24 protein-coding genes and 3 tRNA genes are annotated in these 24,372 nt (G+C 39.2%); 12 read left to right on the top strand and 15 right to left on the bottom strand.

Annotated features, from left to right (window positions below):
- The first annotated feature begins 1 nt into the window (after position 1).
- The 3 genes from sufS to PR725_RS08460 all read left to right on the top strand — a co-directional run bounded on the left by sufS (position 2) and on the right by PR725_RS08460 (position 3,144).
- Positions 2–1,240 carry a cysteine desulfurase SufS gene (gene sufS, locus PR725_RS08470; RefSeq protein WP_123382027.1) on the top strand — a complete coding sequence of 413 codons (1,239 nt, stop codon included), beginning with the start codon at positions 2–4 and terminating at the stop codon, positions 1,238–1,240.
- Between the two features lie 33 nt (positions 1,241–1,273).
- Positions 1,274–1,690 carry a cysteine desulfuration protein SufE gene (gene sufE, locus PR725_RS08465; protein WP_004910417.1) on the top strand — a complete coding sequence of 139 codons (417 nt, stop codon included), beginning with the start codon at positions 1,274–1,276 and terminating at the stop codon, positions 1,688–1,690.
- 389 nt (positions 1,691–2,079) lie between these two features.
- Complete coding sequence (locus tag PR725_RS08460; protein WP_004910418.1) at positions 2,080–3,144, top strand: L,D-transpeptidase family protein; 1,065 nt, start codon at positions 2,080–2,082, stop codon at positions 3,142–3,144.
- 97 nt (positions 3,145–3,241) lie between these two features.
- Here the strand turns inward: PR725_RS08460 and PR725_RS08455 are convergent, their stop codons facing one another.
- The 6 genes from PR725_RS08455 to PR725_RS08430 form a co-directional block, all read right to left on the bottom strand.
- A complete protein-coding gene (locus PR725_RS08455) occupies positions 3,242–3,478 on the bottom strand; it encodes a major outer membrane lipoprotein (protein WP_004263789.1) in 237 nt (78 codons plus the stop codon).
- A gap of 416 nt (positions 3,479–3,894) precedes the next feature.
- Positions 3,895–5,307 (bottom strand): pyruvate kinase PykF, encoded by a 1,413-nt coding sequence (gene pykF / locus PR725_RS08450; protein WP_004910422.1) that lies wholly within the window; start codon positions 5,305–5,307, stop codon positions 3,895–3,897.
- A 418-nt stretch (positions 5,308–5,725) separates the two neighbouring features.
- Positions 5,726–5,802, bottom strand: a tRNA-Val gene (locus PR725_RS08445).
- Positions 5,803–5,833: 31 nt separating this feature from the next.
- Positions 5,834–5,910: transfer RNA gene (locus PR725_RS08440), tRNA-Val, on the bottom strand.
- Between the two features lie 30 nt (positions 5,911–5,940).
- A tRNA-Val gene (locus PR725_RS08435) sits at positions 5,941–6,017 on the bottom strand.
- A 158-nt stretch (positions 6,018–6,175) separates the two neighbouring features.
- Positions 6,176–7,549: an MATE family efflux transporter gene (locus PR725_RS08430; protein WP_004910423.1), complete on the bottom strand. Its 1,374-nt coding sequence runs from the start codon at positions 7,547–7,549 to the stop codon at positions 6,176–6,178.
- A gap of 276 nt (positions 7,550–7,825) precedes the next feature.
- On the opposite strand from PR725_RS08430, the gene PR725_RS08425 reads away from it, so the two are divergent.
- Positions 7,826–8,491 carry a riboflavin synthase gene (locus tag PR725_RS08425; RefSeq protein ID WP_004910425.1) on the top strand — a complete coding sequence of 222 codons (666 nt, stop codon included), beginning with the start codon at positions 7,826–7,828 and terminating at the stop codon, positions 8,489–8,491.
- Positions 8,492–8,704: 213 nt separating this feature from the next.
- On the opposite strand, the gene PR725_RS08420 is transcribed toward PR725_RS08425, so the two are convergent.
- The 3 genes from PR725_RS08420 to punC form a co-directional block, all read right to left on the bottom strand.
- Positions 8,705–8,977, bottom strand: coding sequence for a putative quinol monooxygenase (locus PR725_RS08420; protein WP_004910428.1), 273 nt, complete (start codon positions 8,975–8,977; stop codon positions 8,705–8,707).
- Positions 8,978–9,001: 24 nt separating this feature from the next.
- Positions 9,002–9,760, bottom strand: a complete 759-nt coding sequence (locus PR725_RS08415) for a helix-turn-helix transcriptional regulator (protein ID WP_272568516.1) — start codon at positions 9,758–9,760, stop codon at positions 9,002–9,004.
- 311 nt (positions 9,761–10,071) lie between these two features.
- Complete coding sequence (gene punC, locus PR725_RS08410) at positions 10,072–11,298, bottom strand: purine nucleoside transporter PunC (protein ID WP_110731881.1); 1,227 nt, start codon at positions 11,296–11,298, stop codon at positions 10,072–10,074.
- Positions 11,299–11,420: 122 nt separating this feature from the next.
- Between punC and punR the strand changes: the two genes are divergently transcribed.
- Positions 11,421–12,326: a DNA-binding transcriptional activator PunR gene (punR, locus tag PR725_RS08405; RefSeq protein ID WP_004910433.1), complete on the top strand. Its 906-nt coding sequence runs from the start codon at positions 11,421–11,423 to the stop codon at positions 12,324–12,326.
- Between the two features lie 9 nt (positions 12,327–12,335).
- Here punR and purR read toward each other — a convergent pair whose 3' ends face one another.
- Positions 12,336–13,361 (bottom strand): HTH-type transcriptional repressor PurR, encoded by a 1,026-nt coding sequence (gene purR, locus PR725_RS08400; RefSeq protein WP_004910435.1) that lies wholly within the window; start codon positions 13,359–13,361, stop codon positions 12,336–12,338.
- 440 nt (positions 13,362–13,801) lie between these two features.
- Complete coding sequence (gene sodB / locus PR725_RS08395) at positions 13,802–14,380, bottom strand: superoxide dismutase [Fe] (RefSeq protein ID WP_110731882.1); 579 nt, start codon at positions 14,378–14,380, stop codon at positions 13,802–13,804.
- Between the two features lie 479 nt (positions 14,381–14,859).
- Here sodB and PR725_RS08390 point away from each other — a divergent pair, with 479 nt between their 5' ends.
- Positions 14,860–15,207: a Grx4 family monothiol glutaredoxin gene (locus PR725_RS08390; protein ID WP_004910439.1), complete on the top strand. Its 348-nt coding sequence runs from the start codon at positions 14,860–14,862 to the stop codon at positions 15,205–15,207.
- A gap of 99 nt (positions 15,208–15,306) precedes the next feature.
- On the opposite strand, the gene rnt is transcribed toward PR725_RS08390, so the two are convergent.
- Together rnt and gloA are read right to left on the bottom strand one after the other, a co-directional pair.
- The gene (gene rnt / locus PR725_RS08385) at positions 15,307–15,951 is read right to left on the bottom strand and encodes a ribonuclease T (RefSeq protein ID WP_110731883.1); all 645 of its coding nucleotides are present in this window, start codon (positions 15,949–15,951) and stop codon (positions 15,307–15,309) included.
- Between the two features lie 127 nt (positions 15,952–16,078).
- Entirely contained in the window at positions 16,079–16,486 is a 408-nt protein-coding gene (gloA, locus tag PR725_RS08380) for a lactoylglutathione lyase (protein WP_004910442.1), read from the bottom strand.
- Between the two features lie 166 nt (positions 16,487–16,652).
- Between gloA and PR725_RS08375 the strand changes: the two genes are divergently transcribed.
- On the top strand, positions 16,653–16,892 hold the full coding sequence (locus tag PR725_RS08375; RefSeq protein ID WP_004910445.1) for a DUF1289 domain-containing protein: 240 nt from the start codon (positions 16,653–16,655) through the stop codon (positions 16,890–16,892).
- 535 nt (positions 16,893–17,427) lie between these two features.
- Complete coding sequence (gene slyA, locus PR725_RS08370) at positions 17,428–17,862, top strand: transcriptional regulator SlyA (protein WP_109911336.1); 435 nt, start codon at positions 17,428–17,430, stop codon at positions 17,860–17,862.
- 447 nt (positions 17,863–18,309) lie between these two features.
- Here slyA and PR725_RS08365 read toward each other — a convergent pair whose 3' ends face one another.
- Positions 18,310–18,777 carry a glycine zipper 2TM domain-containing protein gene (locus PR725_RS08365; RefSeq protein WP_004910448.1) on the bottom strand — a complete coding sequence of 156 codons (468 nt, stop codon included), beginning with the start codon at positions 18,775–18,777 and terminating at the stop codon, positions 18,310–18,312.
- Between the two features lie 533 nt (positions 18,778–19,310).
- Here PR725_RS08365 and anmK point away from each other — a divergent pair.
- The 4 genes from anmK to pdxY all read left to right on the top strand — a co-directional run bounded on the left by anmK (position 19,311) and on the right by pdxY (position 23,639).
- Positions 19,311–20,432, top strand: a complete 1,122-nt coding sequence (anmK, locus tag PR725_RS08360) for an anhydro-N-acetylmuramic acid kinase (protein WP_109911270.1) — start codon at positions 19,311–19,313, stop codon at positions 20,430–20,432.
- Positions 20,433–20,452: 20 nt separating this feature from the next.
- A complete protein-coding gene (gene pdxH / locus PR725_RS08355) occupies positions 20,453–21,106 on the top strand; it encodes a pyridoxamine 5'-phosphate oxidase (protein WP_004910451.1) in 654 nt (217 codons plus the stop codon).
- A gap of 161 nt (positions 21,107–21,267) precedes the next feature.
- Positions 21,268–22,542 (top strand): tyrosine--tRNA ligase, encoded by a 1,275-nt coding sequence (tyrS, locus tag PR725_RS08350; RefSeq protein WP_109911271.1) that lies wholly within the window; start codon positions 21,268–21,270, stop codon positions 22,540–22,542.
- 233 nt (positions 22,543–22,775) lie between these two features.
- On the top strand, positions 22,776–23,639 hold the full coding sequence (gene pdxY / locus PR725_RS08345) for a pyridoxal kinase PdxY (RefSeq protein ID WP_272568504.1): 864 nt from the start codon (positions 22,776–22,778) through the stop codon (positions 23,637–23,639).
- Between the two features lie 54 nt (positions 23,640–23,693).
- Here pdxY and gstA read toward each other — a convergent pair whose 3' ends face one another.
- Positions 23,694–24,299, bottom strand: coding sequence for a glutathione transferase GstA (gene gstA / locus PR725_RS08340; RefSeq protein ID WP_004910457.1), 606 nt, complete (start codon positions 24,297–24,299; stop codon positions 23,694–23,696).
- Between the last annotated feature and the right edge of the window lie 73 nt (positions 24,300–24,372).

Raw genomic sequence — 24,372 nt, 5'->3', positions numbered from 1 at the left:
CATGCTATTCAATGTCGCTTCAGTAAGGCAGGATTTTCCTGCCTTATCACAGTCAGTCAATAATCATCCGCTGGTTTATTTAGATAGCGCCGCAAGTGCACAAAAGCCTTTGCAAGTTATTGAAAAAGAAAGTGAGTTTACGTTACATCAGTATGCCGCGGTTCACCGCGGTATACATACTCTCAGTGCAAATGCGACGACAATGATGGAGGAGGTTCGTCAAAAAGCCGCCGCTTTCATTCACGCAGCTTCAAATGAAGAAATCGTGTTTGTTAAAGGCACAACGGAAGGTATTAACCTTGTTGCAAATAGTCTTGGTCGAAAGTATTTCCATGAAGGGGACAATATTGTCATCACTGAAATGGAGCACCATGCGAATATTGTACCTTGGTATATGTTAGCTGAGGAAATTGGCTTTGAAATTCGAATTATCCCAATTTCTGACGATGGTAGACTGCAATTAGATGTATTAAATGATGTCATTGATTCACGTACGCGATTATTGAGCTTTACACATATCTCTAATGTATTGGGAACAGTTAATCCCGTACAGGATATCATTAAACAAGCCCGAGCGATTGCGGCTTCAAAAGGTGGAGAGATCGCGATATTGGTCGATGGCGCGCAAGGTGCAATGCATCAGCAGGTTGATGTGCAAGCCTTAGACTGTGATTTCTATGTGTTTTCAGGGCATAAGTTATATGGCCCGACAGGTATTGGTATCCTTTATGGCAAAAAAGCTATTTTGGATATGATGCCACCATGGGAGGGCGGTGGGGCAATGATCCGTCAAGTCAGCCTGACCAAAGGGATCACTTTTGCTGATGCGCCATGGCGCTTTGAAGCAGGAACACCGAACGTTAGCGCAATTATTGGGTTAGGGGCGGCATTCGATTATTTAAACGCACTTAATTTACCTGATGTATTTGCTCATGAAGCTGAAGTAATGGCATATGCTTCTAAAAAATTGCAAGAAATACCATCAGTTATATTATATGGCAATGACCAACGGGAAGGCGTTTTGGCGTTTAATCTAGGCCAGCACCATGCCTATGATGTGGGTTCTTTTCTAGATAGATATGGTATTGCTATCCGTACTGGCCATCACTGTGCTTTACCATTAATGGAACATTATCACGTTCCTGCTATGTGCCGTGCTTCTGTGGGGATATACACCACGAAAGAAGAAATCGATTCTTTATACAATGCGTTACAGCGCATTAAAAAATTGTTAGGCTAAGCACATAAGAAATATATGGTAAAGGAACTGAGCATGCCCGCATTACCCGATGAAAATAAGTTATTACGTAATTTCTCCCGTTGTCAGGACTGGGAGGAACGCTATCTCTATATGATAGAGCTAGGGGGACGTTTACCTGAACTCTCAGAGGTACAAAGAAGCGATAATAATTTAATCGCAGGGTGCCAAAGCCAAGTGTGGATTGATATGCAAAAACAAGCAGACGGGACAATTACGTTTGCAGGTGATAGCGATGCAGCAATCGTTAAAGGGTTAGTTGCTATTGTGATTATCCTTTTTCAAGGCAAAACGGCGCAACAAATACTCGCACTCGATGTGAAGTCATTTTTTGAACAACTTGCATTGGAGCAACATTTAACACCTTCGCGAACTCAAGGTTTAAATGCGATGATCCGTACAATTTTATCGCGTGCGGCACAATTAGTATGATCCTACCGAGGGAGCGTTATGCTCCCTTGAGGTTGTTGACAAAGCGGGATAAAAGCGTGGTTTTTCCCGCTTTGTGTTATCAGTCGAAAATCAATAAATTGATTTTCCTAATTTATTTTCAATAACCTATTAGACTTGCTGCCAAACATAATATGTTTGGCAGCAAGTCTGCAGGGAGCTTTATGCTCCCTTACTTATTTTACTTCTTGGTTATTATTTTTATTCGACCAGTCCATTAAAGTGATTGTATTTGGCTATCATAAAAAGACTACTACCTTATTAATACTTAATAAAAATATTTAATTAGTATTAAAGATATGAAGGATAGTTGCTATTATGAACAATAATCATTGAATTATTGTAAGAACACTATTTTCCTTGGAGTAGGTATGAAAAGAGTTTTGACGGTGGCAAGTTTATTTGTCATGAGTGCCTTATTGGCTCCAGCTCAAGCAAAAGAATATCCATTACCTGACAGTAACACTCGTCTTATCGGGGAAAATTACACGTATATCGTCCCCAATGATGGGCGACCATTGGAGGCCATTGCAAGTGAGCACCAAATCGGTCTACTCGGTATGCTTGAAGCAAACCCAGGAACAGACCCGTACCTTCCTGAAGCGGGTAAAGAACTCATCATTCCAGCACAAATGTTGTTACCATCAACACCAAGAACGGGAATTGTGATTAACCTGGCGGAGCTGCGTTTATATTATTACCCTGCGAACAGTGAGGAAGTGATTGTTTATCCTATCGGTATCGGCCAGTTAGGTCGCGACACACCTGAAATGGTGACTTCAGTAAGTCAGTCAATTAAAGATCCTACATGGACACCAACGGCGAATATCCGTAAAAATTACGCTAAAGAAGGTATAACTCTTCCAGCCGTCGTTCCAGCAGGGCCTGAAAATCCAATGGGCTTGTATGCATTACGCCTAGCGTATGGGCGTGGTGAATATCTGATACACGGCACTAATGCGGATTTTGGTATTGGTATGCGAGTGAGCTCCGGTTGTATTCGTTTACGTCCTGATGATATCGAAGCATTATTTAAAACAGTACCAAAAGGAACTCGTGTCCAAGTTATTGATCAGCCTGTCAAATACTCCAAAGAAACTGATGGCAGTTATTACATTGAGGTGCATCAGCCATTGTCACGAACAAGCGGTGATGACCCACAAACCATGCCAATCAAGCTGTCTGACGATTTCAAGCGTTTTCTAGAAAATGAAGGGATTGATAAGGCTTTAGTGGAAAAAGAGCTAGCAAGGCGTTCTGGTATGCCTGTGCGTGTAAATAATGATCAGAGTAATGGTATCCCTGAAGATGAAACACAACACCAAGGTTTAGTACCTATTGAGCCATTCTCGATTTCACAGCCAGAACCCATCTATGACGGTAAAGTTGGGGCCTTGCTACCTGCGAAATACCGCTCTTCTGTTGTAACTCAATAACCCTGACCAAATAATAAGGGCCTATTTTCATAGGCCCTCATAAATGCTACTAGCTTCAAAGAAGGATCTTTAAGACTAGATTATCGCCAAATCGAACTTATTTTTTGTAAGTACGAACTTGGTTATCCAGACGTTGGTTAGCACGTGCTGCTTCTTCTTGAGCTGTCTGTACGTCAGAGCGCAGAGACTGAACGTCGTTGCTCAGTTGATCAACTTTACCATTCAGAGTTTGCACATCTGAAGAGAGTTTTTGCACTTCAGTGCTGTTAGAACAACCCGCTAGTAATGCTGAAGCTAATACGATAGAGCCCAGTACAATTTTAGTACGAATCATTATTTTACCCTCTAGATTGATTTATCTTGAAAATATAAAAAAGCAAGTCACCAAACAATAGAGCTAAGCTTGTTATCTTAAAGCTTGCTATATCCCTTTAAAACAACCTAATGAAAATTAGGGTATGGCACTTACTATGTCTTATGCTAGTACTAAATATGAAGTTTTGCTAGAAATACTTTATATTTAGTACTAGGAAAAAGAAGAAAAATTTAAATTAAGATCAATGAAGGTTGTTATTTGACCAATTTAAGTGGGGTTTATGATATTACACTTAAAATGCAATAAGATATTTACTAGAGAAAAGTAAATAAAGGGATAGTTACATCAAGGCAGCACTAAATGTTAAATCTAAATAAAAAGGCCGATAGCTAAAATAATCACTATCGGCCTTTTAGAAGACAATTAAAGACTAATTAAAGTACGTGAACTGAAGATGTATTGGTTGTTCCGCTTTGTACTAATGCGCCAGAGACCATTACAACCGCATCACCAGAAACAGCTAAACCACTTTCTAGAGCTGCGCGTTTACCTTCACGATAAAAGTCATCTGTAGAAGTAAAACCACCAACTATCATTGGGATCACACCTTTAACTAACAGTAACTGGCGTGCAGTTTCTTCATTGGTAGTTAACGCTAAGATTGGTGCAGTAGGGAAATACTTACGGACAGACTTAGCCGATTTACCGCCATAAGTTGCAACAACGATTAATGGGACATCTAATTTTTCAGACATTTCCACCGCACCACGACATACAGCCTCAGTGACACGTAGGCGTTGGCTTGGTTTTTGGTTATCGATGCGAGTTTGCATTACACGGTCTGTACGCTCACAGATAGTTGCCATAATAGTAACAGCTTCTACCGGGTATTTACCTTTAGCACTTTCACCAGACAACATAACCGCATCAGTGCCATCTAAAATAGCATTGGCAACGTCACCCGCTTCTGCGCGAGTAGGGCGTGGGTTTTTGATCATTGAATCAAGCATCTGGGTTGCTGTGATCACGACTTTGCGTGCTGCAACACATTTTTCAATCATCATTTTTTGTGCAAAAATAACTTCTTCAACTGGGATTTCAACGCCTAAATCACCACGAGCGACCATGATGCCGTCAGAGGCTTCTAAAATCTCATCAAAGTTATTTAAACCTTCTTGGTTTTCAATTTTAGAAATAATTTGGATGTTCTCGCCACCGTGTTTTTTCAGGTGAGCTCGAATTTCTTCAACATCTGAGCGCTTACGAATAAATGAAGCAGCAACAAAATCAACACCTTGCTGGCAACCAAAGACTAAGTCTTCTTTATCTTTTTCTGCTAATGCTGGAAGGCCAATTGAAACGCCTGGCAGGTTAACCCCTTTTTTCTCACCGAGGTCACCGTTATTTAAAACTTCACAAACAACTTCAGTTGCAGTGACATTAGTTACTTTCATACCAATTAAGCCATCATCAACTAATACGGTATTGCCAACTTTCAAATCTGAAGTTAAACCCGCATAGGTCACCGCAACTTTATCTTTATTACCTACCACAGAGGTATCGGTAGTAAATGTAAAAGTTTGGCCAGCAACTAGAGAAACGTCGTTACCACCTTCCAATTTCATGGTGCGGATTTCAGGCCCTTTAGTATCTAGCAAAATAGCAGCTTGTTTACCTGTTTTTGCACAAACAGCGCGAAGGTTTTTGATACGTTGACCGTGTTCTTCGTAGTCACCGTGAGAGAAATTGAGACGCATGACGTTCATGCCTGCATCAAGGAGTTGGGTCAGTTTTTCTTCTGATTCGGTTTTTGGACCGATAGTACAAACAATTTTGGTTTTTTTCATGGCAGTCTATCTAATGTTATAAAGGAAATCGGTATTGCCGCCGATGCTTAGTACATTTAATAAGTCGTGCGCAGGGTAAATTTTGTTGCGCAACTCATTTATAAGAATAGGCGACAGTCTGGTGTTTAATGCATTTTTACACTTAAATTTGTCACATTTTGATTCTTATTATAGTGTAGATGACAAATTCAATTAAAGCTAACGTATTGATTTATTACTGTTGAAACCTTTCAGCCAATGTGAGTATTATAGACAACAAAAAACTGTGAGACAAATCAAATTTTATTAAATTAAAAGAAGAAGGCGTTCAGATCAAAAATTCAGTTGATATTAGGCTGTTAATTTGTTGCGCAACAAAATAAGGGAATAATAATAGACAATCAAGAGAAATTTTAGTGGGGTAGGAAGATAAATTAAATGGTGCGTCCGAGTAGACTCGAACTACCGACCCCCACCATGTCAAGGTGGTGCTCTAACCAACTGAGCTACGGACGCACTGAGAGACTTGATTTGTGTTAATTTGAAATGGTGCGTCCGAGTAGACTCGAACTACCGACCCCCACCATGTCAAGGTGGTGCTCTAACCAACTGAGCTACGGACGCGCTGAAAATTAACATTGTGTTCACTAGAAATGGTGCGTCCGAGTAGACTCGAACTACCGACCCCCACCATGTCAAGGTGGTGCTCTAACCAACTGAGCTACGGACGCATCTAAAAGTTATCTAGGTGACAACGGGGATGAATATTAACGTTATGAAGTTCATCTGGCAAGGGGAAAATGTATTTTCGTGATAGTTTGCTCGTATTTAAAACTATCTGGTGCGAAATACATCTTCTCCCATAATAAAAAGCTTAAAAAACCGTCGATTAGCGCGCTGAACGAAGTAAAACAACATCCTCTGTCTGCTTATGGATCCACATAATTCGTGTCGCCATTCCTATTGCAGCCGCACTCAAACCAATAATAAAGCCAATCCAGAAGCCTTTAGGCCCCATCGCCGGTGCAATGATATCAGTTAACGCTAAGATATAGCCGGAAGGTAAGCCAAGTAACCAATATGCAGTGAAGGTAATAAAGAAAATAGAACGCGTATCTTTATAGCCACGTAAAATGCCCGCACCAATAACTTGCACAGAGTCTGACAACTGATAAATAGCGGCGTATAGCATTAAACTACTAGCTAAAACAACCACCTCGGGGTTTTTGTTATACATCATTGCAATCGGCTCACGGAAGACGGCTGTGAGAACCGCGGTAAAACAAGCGACCATTAAGCCAACAGCAATGCCAGTATAAGATGAAACTTTAGCCGCTTCAGTTGATTTCTGTCCCAAGTTGTAACCTACGCGAATGGTTGCAGCTATTCCTAATGATAATGGGAACATAAACATCACAGAGCTGAAATTCAACGCAACTTGGTGACCAGCTACTGCGACAACACCTAATGGAGCGACTAGCAGTGCAACGACAGCAAATAAAGTGACTTCAAAGAAAAGTGCCAGACCAATTGGTGTACCTAACACAATAATTCGCTTCAAGATTAATGGATTTGGCGATGTGAAAGAGAGTGTAGGGCGAATATCACGCTGCGCAGTAGCACGTTTCACATACCATCTCATCATCAGACACATAGCCCAATACACTGATGCGGTGGCGACACCGCAACCAACACCACCTAAAGCGGGGGCACCAAAGTGACCATAGATAAAGATATAGTTAATGGGAATATTAATCATTAAGCCGAGAAAACCAATCACCATCCCCGGCTTGGTTTTTGAAAGCCCTTCACATTGGCTACGATATACTTGATAAAATAAGTAGCCTGGCGCACCCCACATAATAGCATGTAAAAAACGGACAGATTTATCCGCCAATTCTTTATCAATATGGGGCATATTACTAATAATTAGCTGACTATTATAAAGAAGGCACATAATACCTAAGGCTAAAAGTAGCGCTAACCACAGGCCCTGCTGAATTTGGTCACCAATTAAGTTACGACGACCTGACCCATTCATTTGTGCAACGATTGGGGTTAATGCCATTAAAATCCCTTGGCCAAAAAGAATAGCTGGCAGCCAGATGGAAAAACCAACTGCAACTGCGGACATCTCAATTTCACTAACGCTTCCAGCCATAACTGTATCCACAAACCCCATCGCAGTTTGTGAAAATTGAGCTAAAACGATAGGAATACCAAGTGCCAACAAGCTACGCGCTTCTGTAAAATATTTCTGCACGCATACACCTTTGTAATAAAAGCAAGTAAGAGGAAAAAAATTAGAAAAATAAGTTAGTTACTTAAAACTCATTGATTATTAAAAACCGCTCATTCTATCCCGTTTCTAAATAGATTCCAATAATGATATGGTAACAAACTATAAAAGAGCATTTTCAAGCCTAATATATTACTGAATATAAGGTTTATTATCGTGTTGTTTACCACTCAAATAGGATAGATCTCTAAAAATTCTGATGTAAACTGAGTCTATTAATCCACTACACTGAGAATCATTATGTTTACAGGCATTGTTCAAGCGACTGCTCCTATTATTGAAATTACAGAAAGAGCCAACTTTAGAACTCATGTAATGAAGTTTACCCCAGAATTGCTGAAAGGTTTAGAAACAGGGGCCTCCGTTGCGCATAATGGTTGTTGTTTGACGGTAACAAAAATTGATGGCGAAAGAGTCAGTTTTGATCTAATTAAAGAAACCCTGAGATTAACTAATTTGGGGGAATTGCAAGAAGGTGATGTTGTTAATATCGAACGTGCCGCAAAATACGGTGACGAAATAGGTGGGCATGTTGTTTCTGGTCATATTATGACAACCGCTGAAATTAGTAAAATCTTCACATCTGAAGATAACCATCAAATTTGGTTGTCAATTCATGATAAACCATTAATGAAATACATTTTACATAAAGGATTTGTAGCGATTGATGGTATTAGTTTAACTGTCGGTGACGTGATCAATAATCGTTTTTGTGTGCATCTCATTCCTGAAACATTAGAGAGAACAACATTAGGTAAAAAACGTTTGGGTGATAAAATAAATATTGAGATAGATCCACAAACTCAGGCGATTGTTGATACTGTTGAGCGTGTTTTAAATCAAAAAGAACAAGAAAGATTATTACAACAAGCAGAAGAATTGGCTGACGCAGCAAAAACAGAGTAAATAGGCATGCAAAGTAATAACCGTGTTTCGTGCTTGAAAGATAAATAGCGGCATAAACAGTCAGGTAGGCTATAGCAATAATGGTTTATGCTATAGCCTGAATGAAACACGTTCAATCTTTGTTTCTTGAATGTAGGTTATGAAGTTCTATTAAATAAAGATGATTAAAATTCTCAAAAATGACAACTAGCTCTAGCTTTCATTATTAATAGATCATCTTTCACTAAAATTGACAGAAAAGCTGGCGTTATCACGTTCAATTGCTTCAACTAATCGCCTGAAATGAGGGCTATTTTTATGCATCTCTAATGCCTGAGTGTCTTCCCATTCCTCGAAAACAATGTAACCATTCTCTTTAGCCATAAGATCATATTGAATGCATCCTTTCTCTCGGCGGCTTAGTTTTGCTAAGTCACGAACGATTTCTTTCGTTAAATACCCATCCGTCCTTTCTGTTGTAATTTGGGCATACACAACAATACTCATTCCGTTCTCCTTATGTATTAAGAACTATCTTAATGGGTACTTAGTTTTTGTATTGTAAAAAAGCGAATAACTCGATTTTAAAAATGCCGACGGCGTCATAGTAAAGTATCTTTTAAAATCACGGTAAAAGTGGGATTGATCATAATAGCCTGTTTCAAACCAGCGGTAGGTGTCTTGTTCTACTACCATACTTTTTAAAACATGTTCTAAGCGACAATTGATCTGGTACCTTTTTGGCGTAATACCATATTCTTTTAGAAACTCTTTTTGAATGATACGGACATGTAAGCCGGTCTCTTCGGCAATTTCAGTGATTTTTTTAGTTGGGTTACGATATAGCAACTCTAAGATTTCATCTATGAAATGAGGTTTTTTCTTGGCTTTTGTCTTATTAAAACACTCTAACAGCTCTTTAAATGAAGAATTAGCTAAAGCTTCAAACCAGCGGTCTTCCCATATGCCACTCAATGCGATGGGTTTATCCGTATAATTTAGTGTGCTTTGAGGTAGTAAAAAACGTAAGGCATCATGACGAATACGTAATACCATGACTTTAGAATGATTGGGGCTAGCAGTAAACGTATTAACCCTAGGAATAATAAGTTGGTATGAGTCTGCGACTGAGTCGCTCTCTGTTGTCATGCAAAAAGCATCTGATGAAACCCAGATTTCAGCACCAGTTCCAGGGAAAATTTTAATTGCCTCTGTAAACTCTTTGATTATCAAAATAGAACTAACAAAGGATTTTAATTCATCTGGTGGATAATACTGTTTTAACATCATTTTTGAGCACTCATTATTTAATGTCGCAATGATAACGTTTTTTAACAAGAAAATTAACCAAGAAATATCTATATCTTAGTAGATGACAAAATAAAAGCCTTATTTTTTAGTGAAATCCGCTTTGAATAAAGAAAATTGATGAGAGAATATTAGGGGTTGTAAGTTAAGAATAATGGGTTATATAGCAACATACTTAATAAATATTACCGTATCCTCACAAGTGCTATACACTGAAGGAACATTTTCTTGAATTCACTAAAATAAAAACCATGCCGAGTCTTATCGGCATGGTTGATTCAGTAAACTACACTTTATGAATTCGCTTGGTAATCGACTTGCTTAAGAGTTTGATTGTTTTTGCTGGCACAACGTTGCATAAAATAGCCAATGGCCATTGGAATAATTGTGACTGCCATGACCCCGGTTGTTGCCAACAATGGATCGAAGGTCAAGGCAGAAACAAGTAGGCTTGCTAAAAAACATAGCCCTAATTGTAAGGCATTTTGTAACGCAGCTGCTTTACCACTCGCACTAGGAAATGTATTTAGTGCTTTAGATACTGCAATTGGGTAAGAGGCTCCATTCATTGCTGCCATAAAGCAGAATGGGATCAAGATCATGGTTAATGATGGTGTGGTATAGATAGCCATGATAAATAAAATGGACATGCTTAGCGCGTAACCAAGAAGTAACAATGGAAATATTGTTTCTGCTCGGATTTTTGCTAATAAAATACGGCAGCCATATCCACCAATAATGAAGGCTAGAGTTTGTGGAATATAACTCAAACCAATATCAGCAGGATTGAAGCCCATATTGCGTAAAATAAAGGGAGAACCTGTTAGCCAAGCGAAGAAACCTGCACTACAGGATGCATAAACTAGTACGTTGCCGCTGAAAACAGGGGAACTGAGCAAATTTGAGAAAGAAATCTTAGCTTGTGGTTGGTTGTCATCAGTTATTGTTTTAACTGAAACATTTTTCAAAAAGAGCGTTGGTAATAAAAGTAATATACCCACCGCCATTAGGATCAGGAAAATTGCTTCCCATGTTTGGTGCTCAAGAACCCATGCACCTAATAATGGCGCTAAAGCAGGGGATAGCGCGACTAGCGGCATAATAGAAGCAAAAACTTTTTGGGTATTTGCTTCATCATAGCGGTCGATAACTAGTGCTTGCCACAAAACAGCCGCGGAGCAGACTCCAACCGCCTGTAAAAAACGTAGTGTTAATAGCTGTGTTGCGGTTTCCACCCAATAAATAGCTAAGCTACTTAAAATGAAAATAGTTAAGCCCACAATGAGAACAGGCTTACGGCCAAGTTTGTCTGATAATGGCCCCCATAATAGCTGAGCGAAGGCAAAACCAGCTAAAAAGATACTGAGAGAAGCACTGATCGCGCCTTCGGATGTATGCAGGGTGTCTTGCATAGCACCAAATGCAGGTAAATACATATCAATGGCTAAAAACCCCAGCATGCTAAGTCCTGCAAGGTACACCATAAATCCAGGGGCGTTTTTTTTCACAGTATTCGACATAATTATTACTTATCTGATATTTAAAAAAATGTTAATGATGACGCCATTGTATAGGCTATTTTTTTAGGTTGTGAAACGGTAATATTTGGATCTTGCTATCAAAATTTTTGAAAGGAGAAGTTATGTGGTCTGCGCATGCACTCGAAGTGATTGATGCAGTTGCTCGAACTGGAAGCTTTAGTGGTGCTGCTGAAGAATTGCACCGTGTACCTTCTGCAATCAGCTATACCGTTAAGCAAGTTGAAGAATGGCTTGCGGTTCCTCTGTTTGAGCGTCGACATCGTGATGTTGTGCTAACGGAAGCTGGGGCGATATTTATTAAGGAGAGCCGTTCTGTTATCAAAAAAATGACAGATACTCGTCACCAGTGTCAGCAAGTTGCGAATGGTTGGCGTGGTCAATTTAGTATTGCCGTTGATTGTATTGTCAAACCACAGCGGACAGAACAGCTAATTCTTGATTTTTATCGTCATTTTCCTGATATCGAACTCTTTATTCATCCAGAGGTGTTTAATGGGGTGTGGGATGCACTTGCTGATGGGCGTGTAGATGTTGCGATTGGTGCGACTCGAGCATCTCCAATTGGTGAAAGGTATAGTTTCCGTGATATGGGTTTTATGTCGTGGATGTGTGTTGCAAGCCCAGAGCACCCATTAGCCAGAATAGGTGAAAAACTGACCGATGATCAAATGAGAGAGTACCCTAGTTTGTGCCTTGAAGATACTTCACGTAACCTACCCAAACGTGATACTTGGGCTCTTGATAACCAGCGTCGGCTTGTTGTGCCTTACTGGGAAAATGGCTTAGCTTGTTTAGTTAATGGGTTATGTGTTGGGATGGTACCTGAGCATCGAGCGGCTCCGCTTTGTGAAAACGGCCAATTAGTTGAACTATCATTAGCGCAGCCTTTTCCACCCAGTCCTTGCTGTTTAACTTGGGTGGAAAATAATACATCACCAGCGCTCAGCTGGTTGTTAGATTACCTTGGCGATAACGAAACGCTTAACGCAGAGTGGCTTTCAACCTAGTTATTCGTACTATCGGCGGTAATCGATAAATGGACCATCTGCAACAGAACGACGTTCTACAAGGCGAGGGTGGACTTCGATTGTTTGAGCATCTTCGCGCTTATTGACGATACGATCGAGCAGCATTGTGAAGGCCATTTGCCCTAAACGCTCTTTGGGTTGGTGGATTGTGGTCAATGCCGGTGTAAAATAGCGCGCATTTCGCACATTATCATAGCCAATGATTGAAATATCTTGTGGAACACGTAATCCCATTTCATCAGCGGCACAAATTGCTCCCATTGCCATGATATCACCACCACAAAATACAGCGGTAGGGCGCTGTTTATGGCTTAAAATTTGCGTCATTGCTTTATAGCCAGACTCAGGTTCGAAATCCCCCTGAACTATCCATTCTTCTTTTAGTGTAATTTTGGCCTCTTCCATTGCTTTTTTGAAGCCAGTTAAACGTCCAATACCTGTATTTCTTTCAAGTGAACCAGGGATCACTCCAATATCGCGATGCCCACGGTCAATTAAATAGCGACCTGCTAGGTATCCACCATGGAACGAGTTATCAATAATGCTATCTGTAAAATCGCCACGAGAAGTTCCCCAGTCCATGACTACCATTGGGATATTGCGGTAATCTTCTAGCATACCAATTAAGGTATCAGGGTACTCGGAACACATCACAAGTAAGCCATCAACGCGCTTTTGTGCTAGCATCTGTAAATACGCTTTTTGTTTTCCCAAATTGTTATGAGAATTACAAAGAATCAGCGTATAGCCTTTTTCATAACAGCTATTTTCAACAGATTCGATCACCTCAGCGAAGTAAGGCGCTTCACTGGAAGTTGCTAACAACCCAATCGACTTTGTGTGGTTAACTTTTAAACTACGGGCAACCGCACTTGGCGAATAATTGAGCTCTTTAATTGCAGCCCAAACCGCAGCCTTAGTGTCATCAGCTACAAAGCGCGTTTTATTAATAACATGGGATACGGTTGTGGTAGATACGCCAGCGCGCTTCGCCACATCTTTAATCGTTGCCATGGGGGAAAAAAACTCCTGACCAATAACCGGTCTCTATAAGAATTCTTGTTAAAAAATTACCTGCATATTGATGCATTGATCCTTTGCTGGCAATAATTTAGCGATTTGTTGTCGATTTTGTCTGATCTAGCGCAAAAACGAAAGAAATAATTGATGTTATAACATGTGATATAGACACTAGTTTTACTTTTTTGGATATGTATACTTAATAACCTTTATTGTTTCATGGTTATTTATTAATTCAATTACATTAGAATGAGAGGAACTCATGGATACAGATGTTAAATATGGATTGCTTGCTGCGCTGGGCTCATTAGCATTAATTATCTTTCTTGCTGCGCATATTTTCTGATTTTATTTCAGCCTTGAGTAGGGTGAATTTAAAAGGGCGAGTATATCTCGCCCTTGCAGTATCTAAACTTAGCAACAAGCAGAAATTGTTATGCTAAATTTTCTTCCACAAATTTCCAGTTAACCAGTGCCCAGAAGTTTTCTAAATATTTAGGGCGAGCGTTACGGTAATCGATATAGTAAGCGTGCTCCCAAATATCAACAGTTAACACGGGCTTATCATCACCAGAAATAGGTGTTGCAGCGTTAGATGTATTCACTATAGCAAGGCTACCATCTGCTTTTTTCACCAGCCATGTCCAACCTGCACCAAAATTTTTGGTTGCTGCATCAGTAAATTGAGCTTTAAATTCAGCGAAAGAACCGAATGATTTATTGATTGCATCAGCTACTTTACCTGTTGGTTCACCACCTGCATTTGGCGCTAAGCAATTCCAATAGAAAGTGTGATTCCAAACTTGTGCTGCGTTGTTAAAAACTCCGGCTTCAGAAGTTTTGATAATTTCTTCTAAAGATTTTCCTTCAAAGTCAGTGCCTTTGATTAGGTTATTTAAGTTAACAACGTACGTGTTATGGTGCTTACCATAGTGATATTCTAAGGTTTCAGCTGAGATATAAGGTTCTAAAGCATCTTTTGCATACGGTAAAGCGGGTAGTTCAAATGACATTTCGTACTCCTTGATTGCTTTTATATCAAAAAACTTAGGGTGTTTGCTCTTAAAATGAGCGAAATAGTCGGTTACTGCTTATCATTAGAGTTTCGCCTATCGGCGATATGATATTTAATATATTAATGATAACACGTTAAACCTTACAAAGGTAAAGGTAATAGCGTTACTCAAATGTTAACAAATAAATAGGGGAGTTACACATAGAAATCATATGGATATTCCGAATAGATGACCTGAATATATCAAATATGCATTTTTAACTAGAAATAGCTGCTTGTTTGACTTAGGTAAAGAGAAGATAGAAAAGATGCCTTTTTGCTTTTTGGAATGCTATAGTAATGCCCCTATAAAACTGGCATATTGTATGAAACAATTCAGTTTCTTATTATATCAGTCAATGTATTCTGTTAAGTTGCGGTAGACTCTCAGTTACCGGCTGACTGCAAACCTGCATCTTTGTTTTAAGGAAGTTAAAAATGACAACTATTGAAAGAATTGAGCGCCAAATTAAAGAAAACCCAATTTTATTATATATGAAAGGCTCTCCTAAACTTCCGAGCTGTGGTTTTTCTGCTCAAGCAGTACAAGCTCTGTCTTCTTGTGGTGAGCGTTTTGCTTATGTTGATATCTTACAAAACCCAGATATTCGCGCTGAATTGCCAAAATACGCAAACTGGCCGACTTTTCCACAATTATGGGTGGATGGTGAGCTGGTCGGTGGCTGTGATATCATCATGGAAATGTTCCAGCGTGGTGAGCTCCAGTCTCTAATCAAAGAAACTGCGGATAAATATCGTCCAGCAGATGAAGCTAGCGCAGACTAAATTAAGCCACAAATAAAAGACGTAAAAACCGTATTTGACGAAGGCATTTTTGCTTTACATCAAATACGGTTTTTTCTGTCATGGTGATTTACTAAAAGATTATTGACTGTCTTCAATAATTGGCCAACCACCCATTTTTTTCCACTTATTAACGATTTCACAAAATAGCAAAGCCGTGCGATTCGTATCATACAGTGCGCCATGAGCTTGTTTACCATCGAATGGGATACCCGCAGAAACACAAGCTTTTGCCAGAATTGTTTGACCAAATACAAGGCCACTCAGTGCTGCAGTATCGAAGGTCGCAAATGGATGGAAAGGATTACGTTTTAAACCTGCTCGCTCGGCCGCATTCATGACAAAGCTGTGATCAAAATTAGCATTATGAGCGACAATAATTGCGCGATTACAATCTGTGTTTTTCATTCCTTTGCGAATGACTTTAAATATCGCATGAAGGGCGTCATATTCGCTAACAGCACCGCGTAGAGGGTTTGTTGGATCAATTCCGGTGAAGGCAAGAGCGGACGGTTCAAGATTCGCCCCTTCAAAAGGTTCTACATGAAAATGCAATGTTTCATCCATGGAGAGCCAGCCGTCTTTATCCATTTTTAAGGTGATGGCAGCAATTTCTAACAGGCCGTCAGTTTTTGCATTAAACCCACCAGTTTCAACATCAATAACGACAGGATAGTATCCCCTAAAGCGGTTCACTAGGGCGTTTGGATTGTTTTTTTCAGACATTAGGACTTTCGATTTTAGTTTTCTAGTTGGATGACATTATGCCAAAACCAGTAAAAATTTGCAGGTAAACGGTGATAGAAGTTTAGGTGCTAAGTTAGGTACCTAAACTTCTAAATCATATCGCGAATTAATGGCCTAAGCCTTTACTTGCGCTTTTATTTTCGATCAGTTCAATTTTATAACCATCAGGATCTTCCACAAATGCAATCACAGTGGTTCCGCCCTTAACAGGGCCCGCTTCACGTGTGACGTTTCCACCTGCGTTACGGATATCATCGCACGTTTTTGCAACATCATCGACGCCTAGAGCGATATGACCATATGCATTACCCATATCGTATTGGTCAACACCCCAGTTATAGGTCAACTCTATGACGGCGCCTTCACTTTCATCGCTGTAACCAACAAACGCGAGAGAGTATTTATACTCTGTGTTTTCACTCGTTCTTAATAAGCGCATGCCTAACACTTTTGTGTAAAAATCAATAGAACGCTGCATATCAGTAACACGTAACATAGTATGGAGTAAGCGCATTTTAAACCTCTTAGAATCAGCCTGAATCGATTTACCTATTAATATAACGTGCTTAAATTAATAAATACAATGATTACAGTTTGTTTTTTGAACAAATAATGGTAATACTCATTTTTAGGAGTATATCACAGATTTAATGTGATTTTTTCTTTTGAAGGGGAAACTTATGGCCGAACAACTTGAATTTTTTGAGATCCCCAGCCCTTGCCGTGGTATTTGTCAAAGTAATGAGCAAGGTTATTGTCGAGGTTGTTACCGCACTCGTGATGAACGCTTTAATTGGCTAAAATTCTCGGATACTGAAAAACGAAATGTACTTCGTTTATGTCGCCAACGCTATTTAAGAATATTAAATAAAAAACCAGATCAAGAAAAAATCATCGATAAGCAACAACGACTCTTTTAATCCCCAGCTTCTTAAATTTCATTAGGAATAAAACAAATGTTTTATTCCTAATGTGAATTAATTCAACTGGAATTAATGATAAGCTATTTATTTCTTGGTTTATATTTCAATGAAATTTTATTTATTAAAAATTAGTATAGGTTAAATCAAAATGACTGTAATTAACATGATTTTAAGATTAACTATATTCATTTGTTTTTTAAAGGTTTATTTGTCGTTGTTTTTTTTATTGTTATTCATGACTACTATAAGAGGTAAAATAGATAGATCAAAAAGGAGAGTGCGGCTATTCTTATTAATAAGATAATTGATAGGTTATCTTATTAAGCCTGGATTGAGATAATGGATGAGTTTGCGAAGTATTAATGGGAGTTATACCACATAATAAACCAGTCATTATAACTAGAAATAGGTATTTAATAGCTAATGTATAAATAAAAAGTTGTAAATATAAAAGGAAATTAATATATAATTCAAAAAATAATATGAAGACGGTATGTTTTTTAGACATTATAATTATATAAAGGAGGGTAAATTGGAATCACAAATTGGGACAGAGTTATCACGTGTTGTTCGCATGTGGAGAGCATTAATCGACTATCGTTTGAAGCCTCTTAAACTCACACAGACACATTGGGTTACATTACATAATATAAGTCAACTACCACCTGAACAATCACAAATACAGTTAGCGAAAGCGATTGGTATTGAACAGCCTTCATTAGTAAGAACTCTAGATCAGTTGGAGGAAAAAAAACTTATTTCTAGGCATACTTGCACAAATGATAGGAGAGCTAAAAGAATAAAATTAACTGAAGAATCTGAACCTTTTATTAAAACTGTAGATCAAGTCATAAATAATACGCGTCTAGAAATATTGAATAACATTAGCCAAGATGAGCTTTATCAGTTGTCACAATTACTTCTGAAGCTTGAAAAGAATATTTTAAGACTGCAAAATGATTCTTGATGTGAAAATAATATGACTAGCTAATAAATGATATGCTAATTATTAAATTGGTAATAAAAATAATTGGATCATGCAATTTTTATAGGGTAATAATAGGATGAGCAATCACACTCGGTTATTGTTCTTGTTGAATGATTGCTGTGAAATATAATTAAAGTTGTAAATTGTATGTCTTGACGTTGCTTTTGTTTTTTTTATTAGCTAATTCATTGGTGTGTATTAATTAATAACAAACAATTGATTAGAGGGGATAGGCTAAAATAAGTTTATTGGTTTGAAAGCAAGGCATTTATGTGTAAACAAGAATTTACATTACTTAAAAGCCATGCATGATAAATATAAAATATGATTATCAAACATAAAGTTATTATATTATTCAGCAATATTTTTATAAGAAATGCTCACCGGCAATAGCCGGTGAGCATACCTAATTTAGTAACCGTAAGATTATCGAGGAGATACAGTAACGGTATTTCCGCTATTCGCAATCATAACGCGTTGACCATTACGGAAGGTGTTTGGGTCTTGTTTTTGAACTACAACAATGTTTTTGCCGCTATCGAGGCGGATTTCTAATTGAACACCTTGGCTTCTATTTAATGCGCCTTGAGCTTCTTGGCCAGCTAAGCCACCAGCGATAGCACCCGCAGCAGTTGCTAATGTGTTACCTGTCCCACCACCGATAGTGTTACCTAATAACCCACCAAGTACTGCACCACCAATGGCGCCAATTACGTTGCCGTCTTCACCAGCTTGAATAGTCACAGGGCGAGCATTCAGAACAGTACCATAAGTCACAGTCTGTACCTGTTTCGCATCCTTGGCTGAAATAGTATCACCAGAAAGCGTACTGGTATTGACACAGCCTGATAAAGCTGCAACTGCTACAACACCTACAAAAACTTTCTTAAGCATAAGAACTCCTATGAGATTTGCTGTCTGTGGCACTAACATAGCATCGTATATTTGTTTTCACCATAAACACAACAAGTATCAAAATAATGGTATTAAAAAGCGATGGTTAGATTACCGATATTGATTTAAATAAAGTGTAAACACTAGGTAAAATATCTCAAATTCGCGATTATTTCATTCAATAAGGCACTCTTTGTTAAATATTCAATAGGGTAGTCAGCTTATGAGCATCTTTTCGCACCCGTTGCCAAACAGAAATAAGGTGTTAAAACTTTAGCTGAGGTACAGAACCGTAATGCCGAGCTGATAAATATATTATGTACCATTATATTGGAAATGAAAATTTCAGGTATTACAAAACGTCTTTTTTATTTGGGTTGTCTAGCAATTTTGAGTTTTAAAGCATTTATTTATTATTCCTGCGAAGCGCGCCGAGAAATTGCATCGAATTGTTGACAAAATTTGTCATCAAAGCACAATCTTTTGTAGTCGAGCGTTGTAAAGTCAATGTGCACTCTGAAGGAACAAGAATAATGATGAAATCAGGTCGTTACATAGGGGTTATGTCAGGAACTAGCCTAGATGGTGTTGATGTCGTTCTTGCTGCAATTAGTGACAAATTTGTCGCAGAGCAATCCAGTTTGAGTGTTGCATTTCCTATTGGATTAAAAAAAAGAATTTTAGATATATGCCAAGGACAAGTAACAACGCTATCAGAGGTTGGTAAAATTGATAGAGAGCTAGGCTCTTTATATGCAGATGCAATAAACCAGCTTCTTACTCAAACAGGGCTAACATCCGAAGATATCATTGCCATTGGTTGCCATGGTCAAACTGTTTGGCATGAGCCTGATGGCGAGCAACCTTTTACTATGCAGTTAGGTGATAATAACCGTATTGCGGCTTTAACGGGGATCACAACGGTAGGTGATTTCCGGCGAAGAGATATGGCTTATGGGGGGCAGGGGGCACCTTTAGTTCCTGCATTTCATTTAGCTGTTTTAGGGCATTCTACAGAAAAACGAATTGTACTAAATATTGGTGGAATAGCTAATGTGACAGCTTTGTTACCTGGTGCTTATGTCAAAGGCTATGACACTGGACCTGGCAATATGTTAATGGATACCTGGAGTTGGCGTATTAAGCAAAAGGCATTCGATAAAGATGGTGAATGGGCCAGTCGTGGTCAAGTTGACCATGCATTACTAAAAGCGATGCTAAGTGACCCATACTTTAGGCGTTCATCACCGAAAAGTACGGGGCGAGAGTATTTCAACACACAATGGTTAGAACAGCATTTGGCTCATTTTCCTTCAATTTCAGTCGATGATGTGCAAGCAACGTTGTGCGAATTGACAGCAGCCTCTATTGCAGAGCAAGTGTTACTATGTGGCGGTTGTGAGCGTTTGATAGTCTGCGGTGGCGGAGCAAAAAATATCTTTTTAATGCAGCGGATGGCAGCCTTACTGCCTGGGATTGAAGTGGCGCCAAGTGATAAATTTGGTCTGAGTGGGGATGATATGGAAGCTTTGGCATTTGCATGGTTAGCTGCTCGAACCATTTCTGGGCTTTCAGGGAATTTGGCTTCTGTAACTGGTGCAAGCCAAGAAACTGTGCTTGGGGCGATATACCCTAAAAATAGCAATAAAAAATAATTGTGGTTAAGGATGCAAAAATGAACGAACTAGGTGAGATTGATCTCGCAGCAGTACGTCGAGAATACACAAAAGGTGGGTTAAGACGCCATGATTTAACACCAAACCCATTGACCCTTTTCGAACTATGGATGAAGCAGGCATGTGAAGCTCGTTTGAGTGATCCAACAGCCATGTGTGTTGCTACGGTGGATGAAACCGGGCAACCCTACCAGCGTATCGTACTATTAAAACATTTTGATGATAAAGGCCTTGTATTTTATACCAATTTAGGTAGCCGAAAAGCGCAGCATTTAGAAAAAAACAATAAAATTAGCCTGCATTTTCCATGGTATCCATTAGAGCGCCAAGTTAATTTCATAGGCGTTGCCGAACGTTTAAACCCTATTGAAGTAATTAAATATTTTCATAGTCGGCCAAAAGATAGCCAAATTGCAGCATGGGCATCAGCGCAATCTTCTAAAATTTCTGCGCGTGGTATTTTAGAAGGGAAATTCTTAGAGCTAAAACAAAAGTTTAAGAATGGTGACGTCCCACTACCCAGTTTTTGGGGGGGATATCGAGTGGTATTTGATAGTGTTGAATTTTGGCAAGGTGGTGCTCACCGTTTGCATGACCGTTTTTTATACCAGCGAGAAGAGAGTGGCTGGAAAATTGACAGATTAGCCCCTTAGGATCATGTTTTTTAGCTGGCACTTAATTGATATGCGCTTTATGCTATAGCTTCATTTAAGAAAACTGACAAATTACACTGGTGAGTTTTTGACAAACCTCTCAAACTTACTGGTCATTTAAACCAAAATAGATAGACAAAATACAACTGATGGAGTCATTGATGTCTAGCAATAACCTGATTAAACAATTGCAAGAGCGGGGCCTCGTTGCCCAGGTAACGGATGAGGATGCGTTAGCAGAGAGACTGGCGCAGGGCCCTATCTCTCTCTATTGTGGCTTCGATCCTACCGCTGATAGCTTGCATTTGGGACATCTGGTTCCTTTGCTGTGTTTAAAACGATTCCAACTAGCCGGGCACAAGCCTGTGGCGTTGGTCGGTGGCGCAACGGGCCTTATTGGAGATCCGAGCTTTAAAGCTACTGAACGTAAATTAAACACCACAGAAACCGTTCAAGAGTGGGTAGAGAAAATTCGTAACCAAGTTTCACCATTTCTAAGTTTTGATTGCGGTGATAACAGTGCACGCCTTGCTAACAACTATGATTGGTTTGGCAAAATGGATGTACTGACTTTCTTGCGTGATATTGGTAAGCACTTTTCTGTTAACCAAATGATTAACCGTGAGTCTGTTAAGCAACGCTTAAATCGTGATGACGTTGGTATCTCTTTTACTGAGTTTGCTTATAACCTTTTACAAGGTTATGACTTTGCAAATTTGAACAAAGAGATGGGTGTGGAACTGCAAATTGGTGGTTCTGACCAATGGGGTAACATCACTTCTGGTATCGATTTAACTCGCCGTCTACACCAAAACCAAGTATTTGGCATGACGGTACCTTTGATTACCAAAGCAGACGGTACTAAATTCGGTAAAACTGAGGGTGGTGCAGTTTGGTTAGACTCCAAGAAAACTAGTCAATATAAATTCTACCAGTTCTGGATCAACACTGCAGATGCCGATGTTTATCGCTTCTTAAAATTCTTCACATTTATGGAAATAGATGAAATTAATGCACTGGAAGAAGAAGATAAAAACAGCGGAAAAGCGCCTCGGGCTCAATATGTATTGGCAGAATTAGTCACTAAACTGGTACATGGTGAAGAAGGGCTTGCTGCTGCAAAACGTATTACTGAAAGCTTATTCTCTGGTGCAGTATCTGATTTAACTGAAGCTGATTTTGAACAATTAGCTCAAGATGGTATTCCTTGTATTACCTTAGAAGCAGGTGCTGATTTACAGCAAGCTTTAGTAGATTCAGAGTTAACGCCTTCTCGTGGGCAAGCAAGAACGGCAATTAGTTCTAACGCGGTATCTATTAATGGCCAGAAACAAACTGAGCCAATGTATGTCTTCTCTGATGCAGACCGCCTGTTTGGGCGTTATACATTGATCCGTCGCGGTAAGAAAAACGACTGTTTAATTAATTGGAAATAGCTCTGACTAACCTTTGTAATATCAGCCCGGAATCTTCCGGGCTATACTCGTCATAATTCAAACTGTATTGGTGTTGACTTCGCTAGGCTCTCTGAATTGCATACTGATGTATGTCCTCGGCTTATTTTCTTATGTCACCTATATATGACTTGGATTATTTGGAGTGTATTCATATTTGCAATGGGTAATCACTGATTTCTCTTCATTCGACATAACAATTTTTTGGGTTCTCAATGAAAAGCGTATTATCAATTCAATCCCATGTTGTTTTCGGCCATGCAGGAAACAGTGCTGCTGCATTTCCTATGTGCCGAATGGGCGTAGATGTGTGGCCACTCAATACCGTACAATTTTCGAATCATACACAGTACTCACAATGGACTGGAAGTGTCTTTCCAGCGCAGCACTTAACCGATATCGTTGATGGTTTAGCTAAAATCCATAAATTAGAAATTTGTGATGCTGTATTAAGTGGCTATATTGGGTCTGCAGAGCAAGGGAATGATATTCTTGCTATCGTGCAAAGAGTAAAAGCAGCAAACCCCCGAGCCCTGTATTTTTGTGATCCAGTCATGGGGCATCCTGAGAAGGGTTGCATTGTTGCTCCTGGGGTTGCTGAATTCCTTTGTGAGCGCGCACTGGCTGCTAGTGATGTCATCACACCAAATTTACTAGAACTAGAAACCTTAACGGGTAGAACCATTAAAAATGTCGACGAGGCCGCGCAAGCTGCCCGTGAATTGTGCCACAAAGGCCCTAAAATAGTGCTTGTTAAGCATTTAAGTCGTGCGGGATATCGTGCTGATCGTTTTGAGATGATTTTGGTTACTGCGGAACATAGCTGGCATGTTAGTCGTCCATTAGTTGATTTTGGTGAAAAACAACCTGTTGGTGTTGGTGATTTGACCAGTGGTTTAATGTTGGTTAACTTATTGAAAGGTGAGCCTTTAGATAAGGGATTAGAGCACGTCGCAGCTGCGGTATATGAAGTGATGATAAAAACCAAAGAAATGGAAGAATACGAATTACAACTCGTTGCTGCTCAAGACAAAATGGTTAACCCAAAACATAATTTCTGTGCAACACAATTAGATTAAATTGATTTGTATTATCAAAGATAGCGCTCTACTGAAAGAGCGCTATTTTACAGATTAGATTAGGCCTTCCGCTTTTAATGCGTCTTGAACATTAGGGCGTTTAGCTATTTTAGCACTGTAATCTTGCAGGTGGTTTAAGCTAGTCAAATCAAGCCCAACGTGTTTTGCCCAATTACTAACCGTAAATAAATAGGCATCAGCGACACTAAAAGTATCTCCAGCAAAGAAAGCTTGTTTAGCGAGCACGCTATCAACATACTCAAACTTATTAAACAATACCTTACGGACAGTATCTTTATACTCTTCTGGTGTCCCTGGAGTGAATAAAGGTGAGAACGTTTTATGTAGCTCTGTTGAAATAAAATTCAAGGCTTCTAGTTGGTGATAACGCTTCATCGAACCTGGAAGTGCGATCAGGTTACGATCCGGTTTTTGATCCGCAATATATTGAACAATAACAGCACCTTCAGTGAGTTGTTCGCCATTATCTAGCACTAAGGTTGGTACCTGTCCTTTTGGGTTTATTGCTAAAAAGTCTTCACCTTTCTCAGTCTTTTTTTCTTTTATATTCACTCGCTCAATACTGAAATCTAAACCAGTTTCACGCAGAATGATGTGGGGAGAAAGTGAGCAAGCACCGGGAGCGTAATATAATTTCATCATAAAACTCCTAAATTGTTGGATTGGCATTCATATAGCAAATAAACACATATCATTTAAGTATATCATTACT

Origin of the sequence: Providencia sp. PROV255 (assembly GCF_028478065.1) — a bacterium.
Classification (GTDB): domain Bacteria; phylum Pseudomonadota; class Gammaproteobacteria; order Enterobacterales; family Enterobacteriaceae; genus Providencia; species Providencia rettgeri.
This window is presented reverse-complemented; position numbering and strand designations above follow the sequence as displayed.

Bases quoted from the DNA above. Each gene is read 5' to 3' on its own strand.
- sufS (WP_123382027.1), top strand. From the start codon at position 2: ATGCTATTCAATGTCGCTTCAGTAAGGCAGGATTTTCCTGCCTTATCA.
- sufE (WP_004910417.1), top strand. From the start codon at position 1,274: ATGCCCGCATTACCCGATGAAAATAAGTTATTACGTAATTTCTCCCGT.
- PR725_RS08460 (WP_004910418.1), top strand. From the start codon at position 2,080: ATGAAAAGAGTTTTGACGGTGGCAAGTTTATTTGTCATGAGTGCCTTA.
- PR725_RS08455 (WP_004263789.1), bottom strand. From the start codon at position 3,478: ATGATTCGTACTAAAATTGTACTGGGCTCTATCGTATTAGCTTCAGCA.
- pykF (WP_004910422.1), bottom strand. From the start codon at position 5,307: ATGAAAAAAACCAAAATTGTTTGTACTATCGGTCCAAAAACCGAATCA.
- PR725_RS08425 (WP_004910425.1), top strand. From the start codon at position 7,826: ATGTTTACAGGCATTGTTCAAGCGACTGCTCCTATTATTGAAATTACA.
- PR725_RS08420 (WP_004910428.1), bottom strand. From the start codon at position 8,977: ATGAGTATTGTTGTGTATGCCCAAATTACAACAGAAAGGACGGATGGG.
- PR725_RS08415 (WP_272568516.1), bottom strand. From the start codon at position 9,760: ATGATGTTAAAACAGTATTATCCACCAGATGAATTAAAATCCTTTGTT.
- punC (WP_110731881.1), bottom strand. From the start codon at position 11,298: ATGTCGAATACTGTGAAAAAAAACGCCCCTGGATTTATGGTGTACCTT.
- punR (WP_004910433.1), top strand. From the start codon at position 11,421: ATGTGGTCTGCGCATGCACTCGAAGTGATTGATGCAGTTGCTCGAACT.
- purR (WP_004910435.1), bottom strand. From the start codon at position 13,361: ATGGCAACGATTAAAGATGTGGCGAAGCGCGCTGGCGTATCTACCACA.
- sodB (WP_110731882.1), bottom strand. From the start codon at position 14,380: ATGTCATTTGAACTACCCGCTTTACCGTATGCAAAAGATGCTTTAGAA.
- PR725_RS08390 (WP_004910439.1), top strand. From the start codon at position 14,860: ATGACAACTATTGAAAGAATTGAGCGCCAAATTAAAGAAAACCCAATT.
- rnt (WP_110731883.1), bottom strand. From the start codon at position 15,951: ATGTCTGAAAAAAACAATCCAAACGCCCTAGTGAACCGCTTTAGGGGA.
- gloA (WP_004910442.1), bottom strand. From the start codon at position 16,486: ATGCGCTTACTCCATACTATGTTACGTGTTACTGATATGCAGCGTTCT.
- PR725_RS08375 (WP_004910445.1), top strand. From the start codon at position 16,653: ATGGCCGAACAACTTGAATTTTTTGAGATCCCCAGCCCTTGCCGTGGT.
- PR725_RS08365 (WP_004910448.1), bottom strand. From the start codon at position 18,777: ATGCTTAAGAAAGTTTTTGTAGGTGTTGTAGCAGTTGCAGCTTTATCA.
- anmK (WP_109911270.1), top strand. From the start codon at position 19,311: ATGATGAAATCAGGTCGTTACATAGGGGTTATGTCAGGAACTAGCCTA.
- pdxH (WP_004910451.1), top strand. From the start codon at position 20,453: ATGAACGAACTAGGTGAGATTGATCTCGCAGCAGTACGTCGAGAATAC.
- tyrS (WP_109911271.1), top strand. From the start codon at position 21,268: ATGTCTAGCAATAACCTGATTAAACAATTGCAAGAGCGGGGCCTCGTT.
- pdxY (WP_272568504.1), top strand. From the start codon at position 22,776: ATGAAAAGCGTATTATCAATTCAATCCCATGTTGTTTTCGGCCATGCA.
- gstA (WP_004910457.1), bottom strand. From the start codon at position 24,299: ATGAAATTATATTACGCTCCCGGTGCTTGCTCACTTTCTCCCCACATC.